This window comes from Pseudomonas sp. LBUM1674 (assembly GCF_059695635.1).
Map to the genome: position 1 here is coordinate 6,062,968 of NZ_CP166779.1, position 19,880 is coordinate 6,082,847.

The following is a 19,880-nucleotide window of genomic DNA, read 5'->3' on the forward strand; positions in this document are numbered from 1 at the left end:
CGGGAATAAAAAAGGACCGTTGAAAGCACTTGGGGAAGTGCTTGGGCTCGACAGTCCTGTAAAAAGATTGGGTGCAGCGTATCGAGGGGGCGAAGATTAAGGAAATACGGTTTAACAATCCAGCTCATAGGCAGTCTCTATCCAGCCACGGTGAAGATATAGGCGCCTTTGTTACAGTTAATGTCGATGTCGCTGCCACGCTTTCGCCTGTCAGGCAAAGCCGGTAAGGTCGGCGCGTTTCCCCTTTGCTCGGAGCACGCTATGCCCGCCCCCGTTCTGTCCGGCCCGCAATACCTGCGCGAAGGTCTCAGGCTGGTCCTCAGCCCCAGCCTGCGCTTGTTCGTATTGTTGCCGCTCGCGATCAACCTGGTGCTGTTCGTCGGATTGATCTATTTGGCCAGCCATCAATTCAGCCTGTGGGTCGATACGCTGATGCCGTCGCTGCCCGATTGGCTGAGCTTCCTCAGTTATGTCCTCTGGCCGCTGTTCGTGGTGCTGGTGGTATTGATGGTGTTCTTCACCTTCACCATGCTCGCCAATGTCATCGCCGCGCCGTTCAATGGTTTCCTGGCGGAGAAAGTCGAAGTGGTGGTGCGCGGCACTGACGACTTCCCGGCCTTCAGTTGGGGTGAACTGATGGCCATGGTTCCCCGCACCCTCGCCCGGGAAATGCGCAAACTCGGCTACTTCCTGCCCCGCGCCATCGGGTTGTTCATCCTCTCGTTCATCCCGGTGGTCAACATCATTGCCGCGCCGCTGTGGCTGCTGTTCGGGGTGTGGATGATGGCGATCCAGTACATCGACTACCCGGCGGATAACCACAAGCTGGGCTGGAACGAAATGCTCGCCTGGCTGCGGCAGAAACGCTGGCAGAGCATGAGCTTCGGCGGGATGGTTTACCTGGTGCTGCTGATTCCGGTGGTCAACATCCTGATGATGCCGGCCGCCGTGGCGGGGGCGACGCTGTTCTGGGTCCGTGAGCGCGGAGCGGAAAACCTGGTGGTCCAGCGCTGAACGGGTCACAAATCCATCATCAAACCGCCACAATGACGACATGGCCTCAGCCGATACTGGGGTCATGACGACAACTCTGCATATCACTCTGATCACCGAAACCTTTCCTCCGGAAATCAACGGCGTGGCCAACACCCTCGGCCGCTTGTGCGACGGCTTGCGCGCGCGCGGGCACCAGGTGGAACTGGTACGGCCACGACAGGTGGGCGACCAGCAGCGGGGCAGCGACGATGAATTACTGTTGTGTCGGGGCTGGCCGTTGCCGGGTTATCCCGGTTTGCAATGGGGTCAGTCATCGATGCACAAGTTGCTGCGACGCTGGAAACGCCATCGCCCGGACGTGCTGTACATCGCCACGGAAGGACCGTTGGGACTGTCCGCGTTGCGCGCGGCACGGCGCCTGGGGATCTGCGTAGTCAGCGGCTTTCACACCAATTTCCAGCAGTACACCCACCAGTACGGGCTGGGCGTGCTGACGCGTTTGCTGACCCACTACCTGCGCTGGTTTCACAATCGCTCGACCCTGACCCTGGTGCCGAGCATCAGCCAGCGCCTGGAACTGGAACGTCGGCATTTCGAGCGCCTGGCGCTGTTGTCGCGAGGTGTCGACAGCCAGTTGTTTCATCCGGCCAAACGGCTGCAGTCGCTGCGCGAACAGTGGGGACTGGCCGAGACCGACGTCGCCGTCATTCACGTAGGACGCTTGGCACCGGAGAAGAATACCGGTTTGCTCAAGCGCAGTTTCGATGCGCTGAAAGCGGCTTATCCACAGCGTACGATCAAGTTGATCGTGGTGGGTGACGGTCCGCAACGCGTGGTTCTGGAGAAGGAACTGCCCGAGGCGATTTTCTGTGGCTCGCAACGTGGCGAAGCCTTGGCCAGTCACTATGCGTCGGGGGATCTTTTTCTGTTCCCGAGCCTGACCGAAACCTTCGGCAATGTGGTGCTTGAGGCGCTCGCTTCGGGGCTGGGGGTGGTGGCCTACGATATGGCCGCGGCCGCTCAGCATATTCGCCATGGCTACAACGGCGTACTGGCGATGCCGGGGGATGAAGAGGCGTTTTGCGATGCAGCTGTGTGGTTGCTGGAGGAGGCGGAGACCTTGCGCTGCGTGCGGCTCAATGCGCGTCAGCATGCGAGTCGGCAGGGTTGGGCGGCGATTATCGAACAGTTCGAGGGGCAGTTGCGGGGGGCTTGTGTGGGGGAGCAGGTGGTGCCTAATGCACCGACCATGCCCTGAATCTTTGTGGACATTGAGGCCATCATCGCGGGCAAGTCGGATCGCCGCACCGCCGCTCCCACAGGTTTTGTGGCGATCACATGATATGTGAACACCCCGGAACCTTGTGGGAGCGGCGGTGCGGCGATTCGACTTGCCCGCGATGAGGCCAGTGAAGGCTCCGCTTAAACCAGCGTCATCAACGCCTCACGGCTGAACGGCAAAATGTCTTCCTCACGCCCATCACGCACCTTCTGCGCCCAGTCCGGGTCCACCAGCAGCGCACGCCCTACCGCCACCAGGTCGAACTCATCGTTGTTCAACCGCTCCAGCAGTTTTTCCAAACTGGCCGGCTGGGCGATCTTGTCGGTGTTGACCATGAACTGCAGGAATTCGCCGTCCAGGCCGACACTACCGACCGTGATGGTCGGCTTGCCGGTGAGCTTGCGCGTCCAGCCTGCCAGGTTCAGCTCGGAACCATCGAACTCCGGCTCCCAGAAACGGCGCGTCGAGCAATGGAAAATGTCCACGCCGGCGTCGGACAACGGCTTGAGGAACTCGCCCAGCGCTTGCGGGGTTTGCACCAGGCGCGCGGAGTAATCCTGCTGCTTCCACTGGGAGAAACGGAAGATGATCGGGAACCCTTCGCCGACCGCTGCCCGCACCGCCTGAACCAGTTCGATGGCGAAACGCGAACGGTTGGCCAGGCTACCGCCGTATTCGTCAGTGCGCTGGTTACTGCCTTCCCAGAAGAACTGGTCGACGAGATAGCCGTGGGCACCGTGGATTTCCACGCCGTCCATGCCGATGCTCCGGGCATCTTTGGCCGCCTGGGCGAAGGCAGCAATCACGTCCTGGATATCTTGCTTGCTCATGCCGTGAACCACGACCTGACCGTCCTTGAGTTTTTCCGACGGACCGTAACCCGGCACGCTGGCATCCGGTTCGGTGCCGATGCGGCGCACACTGCCGACATGCCACAGCTGAGGCACAATCTTGCCGCCTTCGGCGTGGACCGCGTCGACGACTTTCTTCCAGCCGGCCAGTGCTGCTTCACCGTAGAAGTGCGGTACGTTCGGGTAGCCGTTGGACGCCTTGTGCCCGACGGTGGTGCCTTCGGTGATGATCAGCCCGACGCCGGCGGCGGCGCGGCGACGGTAGTACTCGATCACTTTGGAATTGGGCACGCCGCCCGGCGAAAACGAGCGGGTCATCGGGGCCATGACGACGCGGGTCGGCAGTTCCAGGGTGCCGAGGTGGAACGGTTTGAACAGGGCTTTGACGGGCATGGGGGCGCTCCACGAAAACGATATCGACGAGATGATGTTTTATGACGTCTATAATATGCAGAGCGGCAAGTGATGCACAGCACTATTGATTGCGGTGATTAAGGTTCAAAAGGCAGAAGCAAAAGATCGCAGCCTTCGGCAGCTCCTACACGGGAGGGTAAACACCTGTAGGAGCTGCCGAAGGCTGCGATCTTTTGATCTTGATCTTGATTCAGCTCAACGCTTTTTCGATCGCATTAACGATCGTCGGATCATCCGGAGCCGTACGCGGCGAGAACCGCGCGAGCACGCGTCCATCCTTGCCGAGCAGGAATTTTTCGAAGTTCCAGGTAATGTCACCCGGGAATTCAGCGCCCTCGCCCGCCAGCAGACGGTACAACTGATGGCGATCGTGCCCGTTGACTTCCAGCTTGCTGGACAACGGAAAGGTCACGCCATAATTCAGGTTGCAGAACGCCAGAATCTCTTGCTCGGTACCCGGTTCCTGTCCGGCAAACTGGTTGCACGGCAAGCCCAGCACACTGAAACCCCGGTCTTTGTATTGCTGGTAGAGGTTTTCCAGCGCCGCGTACTGTGGGGTCAAGCCACATTTGGAGGCGACGTTGACCACAAGCACGACGCGCCCCTTGAGGGGTGCCAGCGGTAGCTCCTGACCATCCAGGGCTGTCAATTTAAGGTCGTGAAAAGCACTCATGACGAACTCCAGATTCCCGTGTTCTTCTCGAAACAGCTACTTGGCGGTGCCACCAGGGACGGCCGCGGACTAAAAAGGCGCCCTCGGGCGCCTCTCCAGTTCTCGAAAGCTTAGCGCAGAAAATCAGTGATGATGGCCACCTTCGCCATGGACGTGGCCATGAGCGACTTCTTCCTGGCTGGCATCACGGATGTCGATGATCTTGACCTGGAAGTTCAGGCGCTGACCGGCCAACGGGTGGTTGCCGTCGACGGTGACGTCGTCGCCATCCAGATCACGAATGGTAACGATCTGCATCTGGCCGTCCGGAGCGGAAGCGTGGAACTGCATGCCCACTTCCAGTTCGTCGACGCCTTCGAACATGCTGCGGCTCAGGGTGCTGACCAGTTCGGCAGCGTACTCGCCGTAGGCATCTTCAGGTTCTACGGCGACCGTCAGTTCGTCACCGACTGCCTTGCCGTCCAAGGCCCTTTCCAGGCCCGGAATGATGTTGCCTGCACCTTGCAGGTAGACCAGCGGCGCGCCGCCGGCGGAGCTGTCGATGACCTCACCAGCGTCGTTGGTCAGGGTATAGTCGATGGAGACAGCCTTATTGGCGGCGATCAGCATGGGGCGAGACCTTTTGCATAAGAATAATGAAAGACCCAGTTTAGCGAAGCAATCGCCCGAAAGCGAACACAACCCGGACAGACGGACCGCAGCGAAAGGCTCGACGGTGACAGGCTTTCATCAGGACGAAGACGGCCACTGGGTGGCCGAGCTTTCCTGCGGCCACACTCAGCACCTGCGCCACCAGCCACCGTGGCAGTCCCGGGCCTGGGTGCTGAACCCTTTGTTGCGCAATGAAAAAATAGGCCAGCCCTTTGCTTGCGGTTGGTGTGCACAGGGCTCGGTTAGCGATAACCTTGGCGACTGAAACTCGGTAGACGACCAGTCATAGGTTGTCACCATTGCCATGCACCCCCAGAGAATCCGCATGCAGACTTTTTTTATCGCGCCCACCGATTTTGGTGTGGGTCTGACCTCCATCAGCCTCGGGCTGGTACGTACCCTTGAGCGGGCCGGCCTCAAGGTCGGCTTTTTCAAACCGATTGCCCAGCCCCATCCGGGTGATACCGGGCCTGAACGCTCCACCGAACTGGTGGCCCGCACCCACGGCTTGAAACCGCCGCAGCCGTTGGGCCTGGCCCATGTCGAGCGCATGCTCGGCGACGGCCAGCTCGACGAGCTGCTCGAAGAAATCATCACCCTTTATCAGCAGGCCGCCATCGGCAAGGACGTGCTGATCGTCGAAGGCATGGTCCCGACCCGTAGCGCCAGTTATGCCGCGCGGGTCAATCTGCACCTGGCGAAAAGCCTCGACGCGGACGTGATCCTGGTCTCGGCCCCGGAAAACGAAGTGCTGGCCGAACTGTCCGGCCGTGTGGAATTGCAGGCGCAATTGTTCGGCGGGCCGAAAGACCCGAAAGTCCTCGGCGTGATCCTCAACAAGGTCAAGACCGACGAAAGCATGGAGGCCTTCGCCTCGCGCATGAAGGAACACTCGCCCTTGCTGCGCAGCGGCGATTTCAAACTGCTCGGCTGCATTCCGTTCCAGCCGGAACTGAACGCGCCGCGCACCCGCGACGTCGCCGACCTGATGGGCGCGCAGATCCTCAATGCCGGTGATTACGAAACCCGGCGCATGACCAAAATCATCATCTGCGCCCGCACCATGCGCAACACCGTGGAGCTGCTCAAGCCCGGCGTGCTGGTGGTGACCCCCGGCGATCGCGACGACATCATCCTCGCCGTCAGCCTCGCGGCCATGAATGGCGTGCCCCTGGCCGGCCTGCTGCTGACCAGCGACACCCTGCCCGACCCGCGCATCATGGACCTGTGTCGCGGTGCATTACAGGCGGGCCTGCCGGTGTTGTCGGTGAGTACCGGATCCTACGACACCGCCAACCAGTTGAACGGCCTGAACAAGGAAATCCCGATCGATGACCGCGAACGTGCGGAGATCATCACCGATTTCGTCGCCAGCCACCTCGACGCCAACTGGCTGCACCAGCGCTGCGGCACACCACGGGAAATGCGCCTGTCGCCGGCGGTGTTCCGCTATCAACTGATCCAGCGCGCCCAGGCCGCCAACAAGCGCATCGTCCTGCCCGAAGGCAGCGAACCGCTGACCGTGCAAGCGGCGGCGATCTGCCAGGCGCGTGGCATTGCCCGCTGCGTACTGCTGGCCAAACCCGCGGACGTGGAAGCCGTGGCCCGTGCCCAAGGCATCGAACTGCCGCCGGGGCTGGAGATTCTCGACCCGGACCTGATCCGCGAGCGGTACGTCGAGCCGATGGTGGCGCTGCGCAAGACCAAAAGCCTCAACGCGCCAATGGCCGAGCAACAACTGGAAGACACCGTGGTGATCGGCACCATGATGCTGGCGCTGGATGAGGTCGACGGCCTGGTGTCCGGGGTCATTCACTCCACCGCCAACACCATCCGCCCGGCGCTGCAGCTGATCAAGACCGCGCCGGGCTGCACCCTGGTGTCGTCGGTGTTTTTCATGCTGTTTCCGGAAGAGGTGCTGGTCTACGGCGACTGCGTGATGAACCCGCACCCGAGCGCCAGCGAACTGGCGGAGATCGCCCTGCAAAGCGCCGATTCGGCAGCGGCATTCGGCATCACCCCGCGCGTGGCGATGATCAGCTACTCCAGCGGGGAATCGGCCAGCGGCGAAGAAGTCGAGAAGGTGCGCGAGGCCACATTGCTCGCCCATGAACAACAGCACTCGCTGCTGATCGACGGCCCGCTGCAATACGACGCCGCCGCCAACGAAACCGTCGCCCGGCAACTGGCGCCGAACAGCCAGGTGGCCGGTCGCGCCACGGTGTTCGTGTTCCCTGACCTGAACACCGGCAACACCACCCACAAAGCCGTGCAGCGCAGCGCCGACTGCGTCAGCCTCGGGCCGATGCTGCAAGGCCTGCGCAAACCGGTGAACGACCTGCCCCGCGGCGCGCAGATCGATGACATCGTCTACACCATCGCGTTGACCGCGATTCAAGCGGCCAACCGACCTCTGGATCTTTAAATGCTGGGTTTCCTGCCTGCCGCCGTACGCGGCGTGATTGCATCGTTGTTGCTGGCACTGAATACCATTTTGCTGTGCTCGTTCCTGTTCTGCGTAGCGATCTTCAAGGTGTTGCCCTTCGCCCTCACCCAGCGCTTCACGCGCTGGCTAATGAGCCATACCCATGAAGCCTGGGTCAGCAACAACAAAGCCTGGATGGACCTGGTCTGCCGCACCCGCTGGCACCTCAGCGGCCTTGAAAGCCTGGACTACCGGCACTCGTACCTGATCACCAGCAACCACCAGAGCTGGGTCGACATCATGGTGCTGCAATACGTGCTCAACCGGCGCATCCAGCCGCTGAAGTTTTTTCTCAAGCAAGAGCTGATCTGGGTGCCGGTGATTGGCCTGGCCTGGTGGACGTTGGGCTTTCCGTTCATGAAGCGCTACTCCAAGGCCTACCTGGAAAAGCACCCGGAGAAGAAGGGCAAGGACCTGGCAACCACGCGCAAGACCTGTGCGAAGTTCCGCCATGACTCGGTGGGCATTTTCAATTTCGTCGAAGGCACGCGCTTCACCGAGGGTAAACATGCCCAGCAGAAATCACCGTTCAAGTACCTGCTCAAGCCCAAGGCCGGTGGCATCGCGTTTGTACTGGATGCGATGGGTGAGCAGCTGGAGTCGATCGTCAACGTGACGATTCACTACCCGGGCGGGCGTCCGGGGTATTGGGATTTGCTCTGTGGGAACGTGAAAGATGTGGTGGTGCATTTCCAGGAGTTGAAGATTCCGCCGGAGTTTATCGGCAAGAATTATGAGCAGGATGGGGAGTATCGATTGCAGTTTCAGGGGTGGATCAATCAGTTGTGGTTGGATAAGGATGCGTTGCTGGAGCAGATGCATCGGGAGTATCCGGTTCGGAAGTGAGTGAGGGTGAAATTCGCTCCTTCAGACTTGAAGGAGCGATACAGCGCAGCTCATGCTGACGGCAACCTCTTACCTCAGATTCCATTTCACGCCGACTCGGCTATTTGTTTATGTCCTGCAGAAGTTCGGGTGAATGTCGCAGTCTGACGACCGCTGCGGAACCAAGCACTTGAATTTGTGCGAAATCGGCGGAGGCTGTCGTGAGAGTAAACATCATTCCACTCTTCGCGTTTGGAGCTGACCATTCGTATGAAATAGTTTTAATCTGTCCATTCACGATGGTTTGCGTTGTTTCATTTTTTAACAGTTTCACTTTTATCGGAAATGGCGCACTTGCGGCCATTGAAGTAAACATTTTTATCGCAGCATCAGGGTCTGCCTTGCGGACATAAACTGCGCAGAAACTCTTCCCCTTCAGTAAGCTAAGTACGACTGTTGCGTATTTGTCTGGAACAGGCCAAGCATCCCCGGGTTTACCTGCCAGAAACAGCTCTGCCTTTTCAGGCGGAAGCTTTGGCATAGGTTTCAGCGTTTCTCTCAGCTCCTCAAGCTTGAAAAGATTTTTGAGGCAAAGCGACGAATAAATCTTGAAGAATGAGGCAGCTTGATCCTCACCTTCGCTGGCCATGCAAATACTTGAAGCCAGAGCGAGCAGAAGCGTGGCGATAACTAATTTTTGCATGAGAAGCTCCCAGCGAATCGGCAGAACACTACAGTTTTGATTGTTAGTAACACACGAAACAATTAATCATTGCCGCTACCTATCTAGCACCTGAACGCATTTCCGGAAGTACCGCTAAAAACACCCATGAAGCCGAAAACGACCCCTCGGCACGGTGCATGATAAGAGCTAGATAAAGAGTGTACGCTCGAGCCATATAGGGTTTTTCGCGAAAAAAACTCCTACACTCTGGGGTCACCAGTGAATATGTTAGCCCTCCATCGTTCTTTATTTTCTCCATTACTTCCTGAGCGGCTATTCGACGTCGCTCTACTGGAAGACGGCTCAATACCTCATTTTCTTTTATAATCGCTGTCGTTTCATAAATAGCAGGACAACCATCGTCAAACGATTCTACGCTTGGTTTGTATTTCTCGAAGAATTCGTCGACATCTTTGAGTACCATACCTGTACTTATCATCTGCAGATTGATCGCAGCAGCCTCCTGCACCATACACTCCCGAGTGTATTCCGTGCATGGCTGAAGTGCTCTCATGTCGTATACAATGTCTTGCTGAGGTCTCAGGCTCACAGCCCTGACATAAAGATCATCCGCTCCTGAAGGAGTGACACTCCAATCTCCAACAACTTCAATACCACCAAAACGCCTCATCACCTGATGTGCACTTCCAGCTTCAAAAGCAAGCCAACAAACCGCACAGACGACCAGGAGAAAACAGCCAATAATAAAAAAAATCGTGAACTTTATCCAAGCCTTGATCATGCATGAACCCCGCAAATGTCGGACAGATAGTTCTCTGTGTATGGCGCTGAAACAATTAGATCACTAGCGACCGACCACATGTAACCACCCACACTTCCCAAATTTTCGTAGGCCCTATCTGTTGTTTCTTTTTATTTGTAAGACCGTCTGACACAAGGGCTTTCTAAAGGAACTCTCCTACAACTTCTTAATTTTCGGACTACTTCGATATGGAATATATTGGCTTTGGGAGTAGAGGCGCTGTAAGTATGAGTTGGATTTTTTGTTTGGATTTACCGGCCTCTTCGCTGGCAAGCCAGCTCCTACAGGGTCCGCGTCGTACGATAAGGGTGCGACGAGCTGGCTTGTCGGATCGCCGCACCGCAGCGAAAGCGATATCACAGGCACAAAAAAACCCGCCGATGATCACTCACCGGCGGGTTTTTTATTGGCGGCTAACGCTTAGATCGCGCCACGCTGACGCAGCAGATCCAGCACTTGCTTGACGCTGTCTTCCAGCGTCAGCGACTGGGTGTCGACCACGAGGTCGGCGTCCAGTGGCACGTCGTACGGGAAGGAATCGCCCGGGATGTTATCCCCGGCCGCCGCGTACAGGCCTTGCGGGTCACGTTCGGCACAGACCGTCGGCGAGGCCTGGACGTAGACCGTCAGCAGACGTTCCTTGCCGATCAGTTCCCTGGCCTGCTCACGACCTTCGGCACTTGGCGCAACGAAGGCTGCCAGGGTCACCAAGCCGGCTTCGTTGAATTGACGCGCGACGTGCGCGGCACGACGCCAGTTCTCGGTACGCCCGGCGCGATCCTGGGGCAGACCTTTGTTCAGGTCGTGACGCAGGTTCTGGCCGTCGAGTACAAACACCGCGCGGCCCATGTCGAACAGCCTGCGTTCAACCGCGTAGGCCAGGGTGCTCTTGCCGGCGCCGGACAACCCGCTGAACAGCACGGTGGCCGGTTGCTGGCCGAAGCGCTGGGCGCGTTCTTCGGTGGCGACGTGCGCCAGTTTGCCGTGGTGGGTGCTGGTGCCATGGCTCAACGGCTGAGCGATGATCATGCCGGCTGCCACGGTGCCATTGGTCAAGCGGTCGATGACGATGAACGAACCGGTGGTGCGGTTGCTGGCGTAACCGTCCAGGGCGATGGCTGCGTCGAGGCTGACCTTGACCCGACCGATCTCGTTCAGCTGCAACGAACTGGCCGGGCCTTCTTCCAGGGTGTTCACGTCAACGCGGTTGACGATACTGGTGATCGAACCCGGCACGTAGCTCGTGGCGCGTTTGATGTCGTATTTCTTGCCCGGCAGCATCGGCTCTTCCGCCATCCACACCAGCATGGCGTCGAAGGCGTCGGTCACTTGCGGCTGGTTGTCGGCGTGCACCAGCAGGTCGCCGCGGGAGATGTCGATCTCGTCTTCCATGGTCAGCGTGACAGCCTGACCGGGACCGGCGTGTTCCAGCTCACCTTCGAAGGTGACAATGGATTTAACCCGGCTGCTCTTGCCCGACGGCAGCACCACGACTTCGTCGCCCTTGTGCACGATGCCGCTGGCCAGGGTGCCGGCGAAACCACGGAAGTTCAGGTTCGGACGGTTGACGTACTGCACCGGGAAACGCAGGTCGGTGTAGTTGCGGTCGCTGGCGATTTCGACGGTTTCGAGAATTTCCATCAGCGACTGGCCGGTGTACCACGGCGAGCGCTCGGACTTGTTCACCACGTTGTCGCCCTTGAGCGCCGACATCGGCACGAAGGCCATGGTGGTCGGTTTGAAGGCGATGCCTTCGGCGAACTTCAGGTAATCGGCCTTGATCGACTCGAATACGCTTTCGTCGAAGCCATTGAGGTCCATCTTGTTGATGGCGACCACGATGTGCTTGATGCCCAGCAACGAGGCGATGAAGCTGTGGCGACGGGTCTGGGTCTGCACGCCGTAACGGGCATCGACCAGGATGATCGCCAGGTCACAGGTGGACGCACCGGTGGCCATGTTGCGGGTGTACTGCTCATGGCCGGGGGTGTCGGCGATGATGAACTTGCGCTTGGCGGTGGAGAAATAGCGGTAGGCGACATCGATGGTGATGCCCTGCTCACGCTCGGCCTGCAGGCCGTCGACCAGCAATGCCAGGTCGATGTCTTCGCCGGTGGTGCCAACTTTTTTCGAGTCGCGGGTGATGGCTTCCAGGTGATCTTCGTAGATCATCTTGGAGTCGTGCAGCAGGCGCCCGATCAGGGTGCTCTTGCCGTCGTCGACGTTGCCACAGGTCAGAAAGCGCAGCATTTCCTTGCGTTCGTGCTGGCCCAGGTAGGCGAGGATGTCCTCGCTGATCAAATCAGATACGTGCGACATGACAACCCCTTAGAAATAACCCTGACGTTTCTTTTCTTCCATCGAGCCTGCGCCATCGTGGTCGATGACCCGGCCCTGGCGTTCGGAAGTTCGCGTCAGGAGCATTTCCTGAATGATGTCGGTCAGGCTGGTGGCCTCGGACTCGACCGCACCGGTCAACGGGTAGTCGCCGAGTGTACGGAAACGGACCTTCTTCTTGACGATGCGCGCCTTGTCTTCGTCGCTCAGGTGATTGAGCAGGCGTTCGTCGTCGATCATGATCCAGGTGCCGTTCATCTCGATGACGTCGCGTTCGGCGGCGAAATACAGCGGCACGATCGGGATGCCTTCGAGGTAGATGTACTGCCAGATGTCCAGTTCGGTCCAGTTCGACAGCGGGAATACGCGGATCGACTCGCCTTTGTTGACGTTGCCGTTGTAGACGTTCCACAACTCCGGGCGCTGGTTCTTCGGATCCCAGCGGTGCTTGGTGTCACGGAAGGAGTACACGCGCTCTTTGGCACGGGACTTCTCTTCGTCGCGACGGGCACCACCGAACGCGGCGTCGAAACCGTACTTGTCGAGGGCCTGCTTGAGGCCTTCGGTTTTCATGATATCGGTGTGCTTGGCACTGCCGTGGGTCAGCGGGTTGATGCCCTGTGCCACGCCCTCGGGATTGACGTGCACCAGCAGGTCCAGTCCAAGTTCTTCGACCATGCGGTCGCGGAACGCGTACATTTCCTTGAACTTCCACTGGGTGTCGACGTGCATCACCGGGAACGGCAGTTTGCCCGGGAAGAATGCCTTGCGCGCGAGGTGCAGCATTACGGCGGAGTCTTTACCGACGGAGTACAGCATCACCGGGTTATCGAACTCGGCGGCGACCTCGCGGATGATGTGGATGCTTTCGGCCTCCAGCTGTTTCAGATGCGTCAGTTTGTCGACCATGGCTACTCACGAAAACGATCTTATGGACGGCCAGCGGGCCGTGTTCGAGCGGGGAATCCTAGCACAGCGACCTCTTCTAATCAGGACGCGAGCTAGATCGAAAGGGTATATGAATATACCTGCCTGTTCGGGCCCCTCAGACCCCATGTGGGAGCGAGCTTGCTCGCGATGGCGGTGTATCAGTCGACATCAATGTTGAATGTAAATCAGTCATCGCGAGCAAGCTCGCTCCCACATTTCTGAATGGTGCTGCTCACAGAATTTGCACATACCCTCAAATCGGATTCGGGCAATCGATGAAGATGTGCTCGAGGGCAAACCGTCGCGCCAGGTAATCGCCCAACGCCTGAACCCCATAACGCTCGGTGGCGTGGTGGCCGGCGGCAATGAAGCTGATGTCATTTTCCCGGGCGCTGTGGAAGGTTTGCTCGGAGGCTTCACCGGAAAGGTACAGATCGACGCCAGCCAACACCGCCTGGTCAATGTAACCCTGACCGCCACCGGTGCACCAACCCACGCGACGGATCATCTCGCTGCCTTCGATCAGCAACGGCTCGCGGCCCATGACTTCCTGCACGCGGCGGGCAAAATCCCGGGGCGTCACCGGCTCGCTCAATGAACCGACCAGGCCGACAACCTTGAGGTTGTCCGGATCCAGCGGCCCCTCGACAGTGATGTCCAACTGGCGAGCCAGCTGCACGTTGTTCCCGACTTCGGGGTGCAGATCCAGCGGCAGGTGGTAGGAAAGCAGGCTGATATCGTGCTTGAGCAGCGTCTTCAACCGACGCTGCTTCATGCCGGTGATGCACGGATTCTCGCCTTTCCAGAAATAGCCATGATGCACCAGCACCAGATCGGCGTTGGCTTCCACGGCGGCGTCGAGCAACGCCTGGCTGGCGGTGACTCCACTGACGATGCGCATCACCTGCGGCCGGCCTTCGACCTGCAAGCCGTTCGGGCAGTAATCGGCAATCTTGGCACTGTTCAGGTAACGGTCGGCTTCTTCGACCAGGGTGCTCAGGGCGACGGCCATAAAAGACTCCTAAATATCCCGTTCAGAGGCACGCTTGGCCTCGTATAATGCGCGACATTATGGGCGGTCTCATACTGCCTGCAACCTCTCAGGACGTGCTTAATGCTCAAGGCGCTGCGTTTTTCCGGCTGGCCGCTGTTGGCCGGCGTGCTTATCGCTCTATTGATCATCCAGCGTTACCCGCAGTGGGTCGGGCTCCCAAGCCTCGACGTCAACCTGCAGCAAGCCCCGCAAACCACCTTTATGCAACAGGGCCCGGTGTCCTACGCCGACGCGGTGACCACGGCCGCGCCGTCGGTGGTCAACCTGTACACCACCAAGGTCATCAACAAACCGAACCATCCGCTGTTCGAGGATCCGCAGTTCCGCCGCTTCTTCGGCGACAACTCGCCCAAGCAGAAGCGCATGGAATCGAGTCTCGGCTCCGGCGTGATCATGAGCCCGGAAGGCTATCTGCTGACCAACAACCACGTGACCAGCGGCGCCGACCAGATCGTGGTCGCCTTGAAGGATGGCCGTGAAACCCTGGCCCGGGTGATCGGCAGCGACCCGGAAACCGACCTCGCGGTGCTGAAGATCGACTTGAAGCATCTGCCCTCGATCACCGTCGGCCGTTCCGACAATATCCGCATCGGCGACGTGGCCCTGGCCATCGGCAACCCGTTCGGTGTCGGCCAGACCGTGACCATGGGCATCATCAGCGCCACCGGGCGTAATCAGTTGGGCTTGAATAATTACGAAGACTTCATCCAGACCGATGCCGCGATCAACCCGGGCAACTCCGGCGGGGCGCTGGTGGATGCCAACGGCAACCTGACCGGCATCAACACGGCGATCTTTTCCAAGTCCGGCGGTTCGCAAGGCATCGGTTTCGCGATTCCGGTCAAGTTGGCCATGGACGTGATGAAGTCGATCATCGAACACGGCCAGGTGATCCGCGGCTGGCTCGGGATTGAAGTGCAACCGTTGACGCAGGAATTGGCGGAATCGTTTGGTCTGTCGGGACGTCCCGGGATCGTGGTCGCGGGGATTTTCCGTGACGGCCCGGCGCAGAAGGCCGGCCTGCAACTGGGCGACGTGATCCTCGCCATCGACGGTGAACCGGCGGGTGATGGTCGTCGTTCGATGAACCAGGTGGCGCGGATCAAGCCGACCGACAAGGTCACGATTGAGGTGATGCGCAACGGCAAGGAGCTCAAGCTCATGGCGGAAGTCGGACTGCGTCCGCCACCTGCGCCTGTCAAAGAGAAAGAAGAAGAGTAAGCGGCCAACATAAAACCCTGTGGGAGCGAGCTTGCTCGCGATGAGGCCGCAACATTCAACATCATCGTTGAATGTTAAGCCGTCATCGCGAGCAAGCTCGCTCCCACAGGGTCAGGGGTGGTTTTAGAGGTCGCCCAGGCCGTCGATCAGCGCCTGGTTCTGCTCCGGGGTCCCGATGCTGATCCGCAGGAACTGGGCAATCCGTTCCTGCTTGAAGTGCCGAACGATCACGCCCTGCTCGCGCAACTTCGCCGCCAGGCCCGCTGCATCGTGCTGTGGATGACGGGCGAAAATGAAGTTGGCCGCCGACGGCAGTACTTCAAAGCCCTGCTCTTCCAGCTGCGCGACTACCTTCTCGCGATTCTCGATCACCAACCGACAGGTCTTGTCGAAGTACTCACGGTCCTCGAACGCCGCCGCTGCACCGACATTCGCCAGACGATCCAGCGGATAGGAGTTGAAACTGTTCTTGATCCGCTCCAGTGCTTCGATCAGGTCCGGATGCCCCACCGCCAGGCCAACCCGCAGGCCGGCCAGTGAACGGGACTTGGACAGGGTCTGGGTCACCAGCAAATTCGGATAGCGGTCAACCAGGGTGATCGCTGTCTCACCGCCGAAGTCGATATAAGCCTCGTCCACCACGACCACCGAACCCGGGCTGGCCTGAAGGATTTGCTCGACGGCGTCCAGCGCCAGCAGGCAACCGGTCGGCGCGTTCGGGTTAGGGAAAATGATCCCGCCATTGGGCTTGGCATAATCGGCCGGGTTGATCTGGAACTGTGCGTCCAGCGGCACCGCGTCGAAGTCGATGCCATACAAGCCGCAGTAGACCGGATAGAAGCTGTAGCTGATGTCCGGGAACAACACGGCGTTGTCGTGTTGCAGCAAGCCGTGAAAAATGTGCGCCAGGACTTCGTCCGATCCGTTGCCGAGGAACACCTGGTTCGGCTGCACGCCGTAATAGGTGGCCACGGCGTTTTTCAGCAGATCGCTGTTCGGGTCCGGGTACAGACGCAAATTGTCATTCAGTTCGGTCTGCATCGCCGCCAGGGCTTTGGGCGATGGACCGTAGGGATTTTCATTGGTATTGAGCTTCACCAGCTTGGCCAGTTTCGGCTGTTCGCCCGGCACGTAAGGCACCAGATTCTTGACGAACGGGCTCCAGAATTTACTCATGTTCAGTTCCCCTGCCCTTGTGGCTGGTCTTCGTCAACGATGCGGTATTCGGCACTGCGTGCGTGAGCGGTCAACGACTCGCCACGGGCCAGCACGGAAGCGGTCTTGCCCAACTCGGATGCACCCTGCTCGGAGCAGAAGATGATCGACGAGCGTTTCTGGAAGTCATACACACCCAGCGGCGAGGAGAACCGCGCGGTGCCGGAGGTCGGCAGCACGTGGTTCGGACCGGCGCAGTAATCGCCCAGGGCTTCGCTGGTGTGACGGCCCATGAAGATCGCGCCAGCGTGACGAATCTGCGGCAGCCAGGCTTGCGGATCGGCGACCGACAACTCCAGGTGCTCCGGCGCGATGCGGTTGGCCACTTCGATGGCTTGTTCCATATCGCGGACCTTGATCAGCGCGCCGCGGCCGTTGATCGAGGTTTCAATGATCCCGGCGCGCTCCATGGTCGGTAACAGTTTGGCGATGCTGGCGGCGACTTTGTCGAGGAACTCGGCGTCCGGGCTGACCAGGATGGCCTGGGCGTCTTCGTCGTGCTCGGCCTGGGAGAACAGGTCCATGGCGATCCAGTCCGGGTCAGTCTTGCCGTCGCACACCACGAGGATTTCCGAGGGGCCGGCGATCATGTCGATACCGACCTGGCCGAACACGTGGCGCTTGGCAGTGGCGACATAGATGTTGCCCGGCCCGACCACCTTGTCGACTTTCGGCACGCTTTCGGTGCCATAAGCCAGCGCAGCAACCGCTTGCGCGCCACCGATCGTGAAGACGCGGTCGACACCGGCGATGCAGGCCGCGGCCAACACCAGCTCGTTGATTTCACCACGCGGAGTCGGCACGACCATGACCACTTCGGTCACACCGGCCACCTTGGCCGGAATCGCGTTCATCAGTACCGAGGAAGGATAAGATGCCTTGCCGCCCGGTACATACAGGCCGGCACGATCCAGGGGGGTAACCTTCTGGCCCAGCACCGTGCCATCGGCTTCGGTGTAGCTCCAGGAATCCTGCTTCTGCTTTTCGTGGTAGCTGCGCACGCGGGACGCGGCTTTTTCCAGGGCTTCGCGCTGGGGCACGGTGATCCGCGTCAGGGCCAGTTCCAGGCGCTCGCGCGGTAGGATCAGGTCGGCCATGGAGGCAACGTCCAGGCCGTCGAACTGCCGGGTGTAGTCCACCAGCGCCGCATCGCCACGCTCACGCACGGTCTTGATGATGTCCAGCACGCGCTGATTGACCGAATCGTCGGACACACTTTCCCAGCTCAGCAGATGATCCAGATGATGTGCGAAATCCGGGTCAGCAGCGTTGAGTCGGCGAATTGCAGTCGGTGCGGTCATAGCGAGAGCCTCATAGAATTGGCAAAAACTCAGGCGCCCGAAGCTAACATTCGATCCGCTTGGGCACCTGAGAATTCTGGCTATGAGGCGGATAGACGGGCGCGACTCAGCGTCGCGCAGGCGAATCAGCCGCGGTGTCGAGACTCCACTGCCTTGCGCAGGGTGTCGATCAACGCCTGGATACGGGCGTGCTGCATTTTCATCGACGCCTTGTTGACGATCAGGCGGGAGCTGATGTCGGCAATGAAATCCTGGGGTTCCAGGCCATTGGCGCGCAGGGTGTTGCCGGTGTCGACCACGTCGATGATCTTGTCGGCCAGGCCGATCAGCGGTGCCAGTTCCATCGAGCCGTAAAGCTTGATGATGTCGACCTGACGGCCCTGTTCGGCGTAGTAGCGCTTGGCGACGTTGACGAACTTGGTCGCCACCCGCAAACGGCCCTTGGGCTCGACATCGCCGACACGGCCAGCGGTCATCAGCTTGCAGAGGGCAATTCGCAGATCCAAAGGCTCGTACAAACCTTGGCCGCCATATTCCATCAGCACATCTTTACCGGCGACACCGAGGTCGGCGGCGCCATGCTCGACATAAGTCGGCACATCGGTGGCGCGCACGATCAGCAGGCGCACATCGGCCTGGGTCGTGGGGATGATCAGCTTGCGGCTCTTGTCCGGATTCTCGGTCGGCACGATGCCCGCTTCAGCCAGAAGCGGCAGGGTGTCGTCAAGGATGCGGCCCTTGGACAGTGCGATGGTCAACATGGGAAACGTCAGTCCTTATCAGGCTACTGATGCCCGGTCGCAAATGGCGCCGGACACACATCGAGCCGGAAACCGGCTCGACTTCAACAAATCAACGGACACGTCCCTGTGCCCATGCAGCAGAAACTAGCCCGGTACGCGGCGGATCTTGGCGCCGAGCATCTGCAGTTTCTCTTCAATGCACTCGTAACCACGGTCTATGTGGTAGATGCGATCGATCAGGGTATCGCCGTCGGCGATCAGCGCCGAGATGACCAGGCTGGCCGATGCACGCAGGTCGGTGGCCATGACTGGCGCGCCCTTGAGCTTCTCGGTACCGGTGACGATGGCGGTGTTGCCTTCGACCTGGATCTTGGCGCCCATGCGGTGCAGTTCGTACACGTGCATGAAGCGGTTTTCGAAGATCGTCTCGATCACGGCACCGGTGCCTTCGGCAATGGCGTTGAGGGAGATGAACTGTGCCTGCATGTCGGTCGGGAACGCCGGGTACGGCGCCGTACGCACGTTGACCGCTTTTGGCCGCTTGCCGTGCATGTTCAGCTCGATCCAGTCTTCGCCGCAGGTGATTTCAGCACCCGATTCACGAAGTTTTTCCAGAACGGCCTCGAGGATGGTCGGATCGGTGTCCTTGACCTTCACACGCCCGCCGGTGACCGCCGCCGCCACCAGGTAGGTGCCGGTCTCGATACGGTCTGGCATCACCTTGTAGGTGGTCGGGTGCAGACGCTCGACGCCATCGATGGTGATGGTGTCCGTGCCGGCGCCAGTGATCTTCGCGCCCATGGCGTTCAGGAAGTTCGCCAGGTCGATGACTTCAGGCTCGCGAGCGGCGTTTGCCAGGACGCTGCGGCCCTTGGCCAGTGCCGCGGCCATCATGATGTTTTCAGTACCGGTCACGCTGACGGTGTCGAAGAAGAAGTGCGCACCGCGCAGGCCGCCTTCAGGCGCCTTGGCCTTGATGTAGCCGCCTTCGACGTCGATGATTGCGCCCATGGCTTCGAGACCACGGATGTGCAGGTCAACCGGACGCGAACCGATGGCGCAACCGCCAGGCAGTGCGACTTCGGCTTCACCGAAACGGGCAACCATCGGGCCCAGTACCAGGATCGACGCACGCATGGTTTTCACCAGTTCGTACGGGGCGATCAGGGTCTTGATGGTGCGCGGGTCGATTTCGACGCTGAGCTTCTCGTCGATCACCGGCTCAATGCCCATGCGACCGAACAGCTCGATCATGGTGGTGATGTCGTGCAGGTGCGGCAGGTTGGCTACGGTCACCGGGCCATCGCACAGCAAGGTCGCAGCCAGGATCGGCAGGGCAGAGTTCTTTGCCCCGGAGATGCGGATTTCGCCATCAAGACGAACGCCACCGGTAATTATCAATTTATCCATAAGAA

18 protein-coding genes are annotated in these 19,880 nt (G+C 59.6%); 6 read left to right on the forward strand and 12 right to left on the reverse strand.

Annotated features, from left to right (window positions below; genetic code table 11):
- Positions 1-261: 261 nt before the first annotated feature.
- Together cysZ and ACA067_RS27830 are read left to right on the forward strand one after the other, a co-directional pair.
- Positions 262-1,014: a sulfate transporter CysZ gene (gene cysZ / locus ACA067_RS27825; RefSeq protein WP_497459420.1), complete on the forward strand. Its 753-nt coding sequence runs from the start codon at positions 262-264 to the stop codon at positions 1,012-1,014.
- A 40-nt stretch (positions 1,015-1,054) separates the two neighbouring features.
- Positions 1,055-2,254, forward strand: a complete 1,200-nt coding sequence (locus ACA067_RS27830; RefSeq protein ID WP_497459421.1) for a glycosyltransferase family 4 protein — start codon at positions 1,055-1,057, stop codon at positions 2,252-2,254.
- A gap of 164 nt (positions 2,255-2,418) precedes the next feature.
- Here the strand turns inward: ACA067_RS27830 and ACA067_RS27835 are convergent, their stop codons facing one another.
- The 3 genes from ACA067_RS27835 to ACA067_RS27845 form a co-directional block, all read right to left on the reverse strand.
- Positions 2,419-3,522, reverse strand: coding sequence for an NADH:flavin oxidoreductase (locus ACA067_RS27835; protein WP_497459422.1), 1,104 nt, complete (start codon positions 3,520-3,522; stop codon positions 2,419-2,421).
- A gap of 211 nt (positions 3,523-3,733) precedes the next feature.
- Positions 3,734-4,216 carry a glutathione peroxidase gene (locus ACA067_RS27840; RefSeq protein WP_497459423.1) on the reverse strand — a complete coding sequence of 161 codons (483 nt, stop codon included), beginning with the start codon at positions 4,214-4,216 and terminating at the stop codon, positions 3,734-3,736.
- A gap of 123 nt (positions 4,217-4,339) precedes the next feature.
- Entirely contained in the window at positions 4,340-4,825 is a 486-nt protein-coding gene (locus ACA067_RS27845; protein WP_497459424.1) for an FKBP-type peptidyl-prolyl cis-trans isomerase, read from the reverse strand.
- On the opposite strand from ACA067_RS27845, the gene ACA067_RS27850 reads away from it, so the two are divergent.
- From ACA067_RS27850 to yihG, 3 genes are read left to right on the forward strand one after another with little or no spacing between them, the layout of a single operon-like run.
- Entirely contained in the window at positions 4,794-5,132 is a 339-nt protein-coding gene (locus tag ACA067_RS27850) for a DUF3565 domain-containing protein (protein WP_497459425.1), read from the forward strand. The two genes, ACA067_RS27845 and ACA067_RS27850, sit on opposite strands and share 32 nt — an antisense overlap.
- Before the next feature lie 60 nt (positions 5,133-5,192).
- Positions 5,193-7,292 (forward strand): phosphate acetyltransferase, encoded by a 2,100-nt coding sequence (gene pta / locus ACA067_RS27855; protein WP_497459426.1) that lies wholly within the window; start codon positions 5,193-5,195, stop codon positions 7,290-7,292.
- Positions 7,293-8,198 (forward strand): 1-acylglycerol-3-phosphate O-acyltransferase, YihG family, encoded by a 906-nt coding sequence (gene yihG, locus ACA067_RS27860; RefSeq protein ID WP_497459427.1) that lies wholly within the window; start codon positions 7,293-7,295, stop codon positions 8,196-8,198.
- A 100-nt stretch (positions 8,199-8,298) separates the two neighbouring features.
- Here yihG and ACA067_RS27865 read toward each other — a convergent pair whose 3' ends face one another.
- The 5 genes from ACA067_RS27865 to ACA067_RS27885 form a co-directional block, all read right to left on the reverse strand.
- Positions 8,299-8,880 carry an NMCC_0638 family (lipo)protein gene (locus tag ACA067_RS27865; RefSeq protein ID WP_497459428.1) on the reverse strand — a complete coding sequence of 194 codons (582 nt, stop codon included), beginning with the start codon at positions 8,878-8,880 and terminating at the stop codon, positions 8,299-8,301.
- 79 nt (positions 8,881-8,959) lie between these two features.
- Positions 8,960-9,643 (reverse strand): hypothetical protein, encoded by a 684-nt coding sequence (locus ACA067_RS27870; protein WP_497459429.1) that lies wholly within the window; start codon positions 9,641-9,643, stop codon positions 8,960-8,962.
- Between the two features lie 441 nt (positions 9,644-10,084).
- On the reverse strand, positions 10,085-11,983 hold the full coding sequence (cysN, locus tag ACA067_RS27875; protein ID WP_497459430.1) for a sulfate adenylyltransferase subunit CysN: 1,899 nt from the start codon (positions 11,981-11,983) through the stop codon (positions 10,085-10,087).
- 9 nt (positions 11,984-11,992) lie between these two features.
- Positions 11,993-12,910, reverse strand: coding sequence for a sulfate adenylyltransferase subunit CysD (cysD, locus tag ACA067_RS27880; protein WP_064679702.1), 918 nt, complete (start codon positions 12,908-12,910; stop codon positions 11,993-11,995).
- 274 nt (positions 12,911-13,184) lie between these two features.
- On the reverse strand, positions 13,185-13,943 hold the full coding sequence (locus ACA067_RS27885; RefSeq protein WP_497459431.1) for a Nif3-like dinuclear metal center hexameric protein: 759 nt from the start codon (positions 13,941-13,943) through the stop codon (positions 13,185-13,187).
- Positions 13,944-14,045: 102 nt separating this feature from the next.
- Here ACA067_RS27885 and algW point away from each other — a divergent pair, with 102 nt between their 5' ends.
- Complete coding sequence (algW, locus tag ACA067_RS27890) at positions 14,046-15,206, forward strand: Do family serine endopeptidase AlgW (RefSeq protein ID WP_497459432.1); 1,161 nt, start codon at positions 14,046-14,048, stop codon at positions 15,204-15,206.
- Positions 15,207-15,329: 123 nt separating this feature from the next.
- Here the strand turns inward: algW and hisC are convergent, their stop codons facing one another.
- From hisC to murA, 4 genes are all read right to left on the reverse strand, one after another.
- On the reverse strand, positions 15,330-16,382 hold the full coding sequence (hisC, locus tag ACA067_RS27895; RefSeq protein WP_497459433.1) for a histidinol-phosphate transaminase: 1,053 nt from the start codon (positions 16,380-16,382) through the stop codon (positions 15,330-15,332).
- 2 nt (positions 16,383-16,384) lie between these two features.
- Complete coding sequence (hisD, locus tag ACA067_RS27900; RefSeq protein ID WP_497459434.1) at positions 16,385-17,722, reverse strand: histidinol dehydrogenase; 1,338 nt, start codon at positions 17,720-17,722, stop codon at positions 16,385-16,387.
- Positions 17,723-17,847: 125 nt separating this feature from the next.
- Positions 17,848-18,483, reverse strand: a complete 636-nt coding sequence (gene hisG, locus ACA067_RS27905) for an ATP phosphoribosyltransferase (protein WP_007901570.1) — start codon at positions 18,481-18,483, stop codon at positions 17,848-17,850.
- A 126-nt stretch (positions 18,484-18,609) separates the two neighbouring features.
- Complete coding sequence (gene murA / locus ACA067_RS27910) at positions 18,610-19,875, reverse strand: UDP-N-acetylglucosamine 1-carboxyvinyltransferase (RefSeq protein ID WP_497459435.1); 1,266 nt, start codon at positions 19,873-19,875, stop codon at positions 18,610-18,612.
- Positions 19,876-19,880 lie beyond the last annotated feature (5 nt).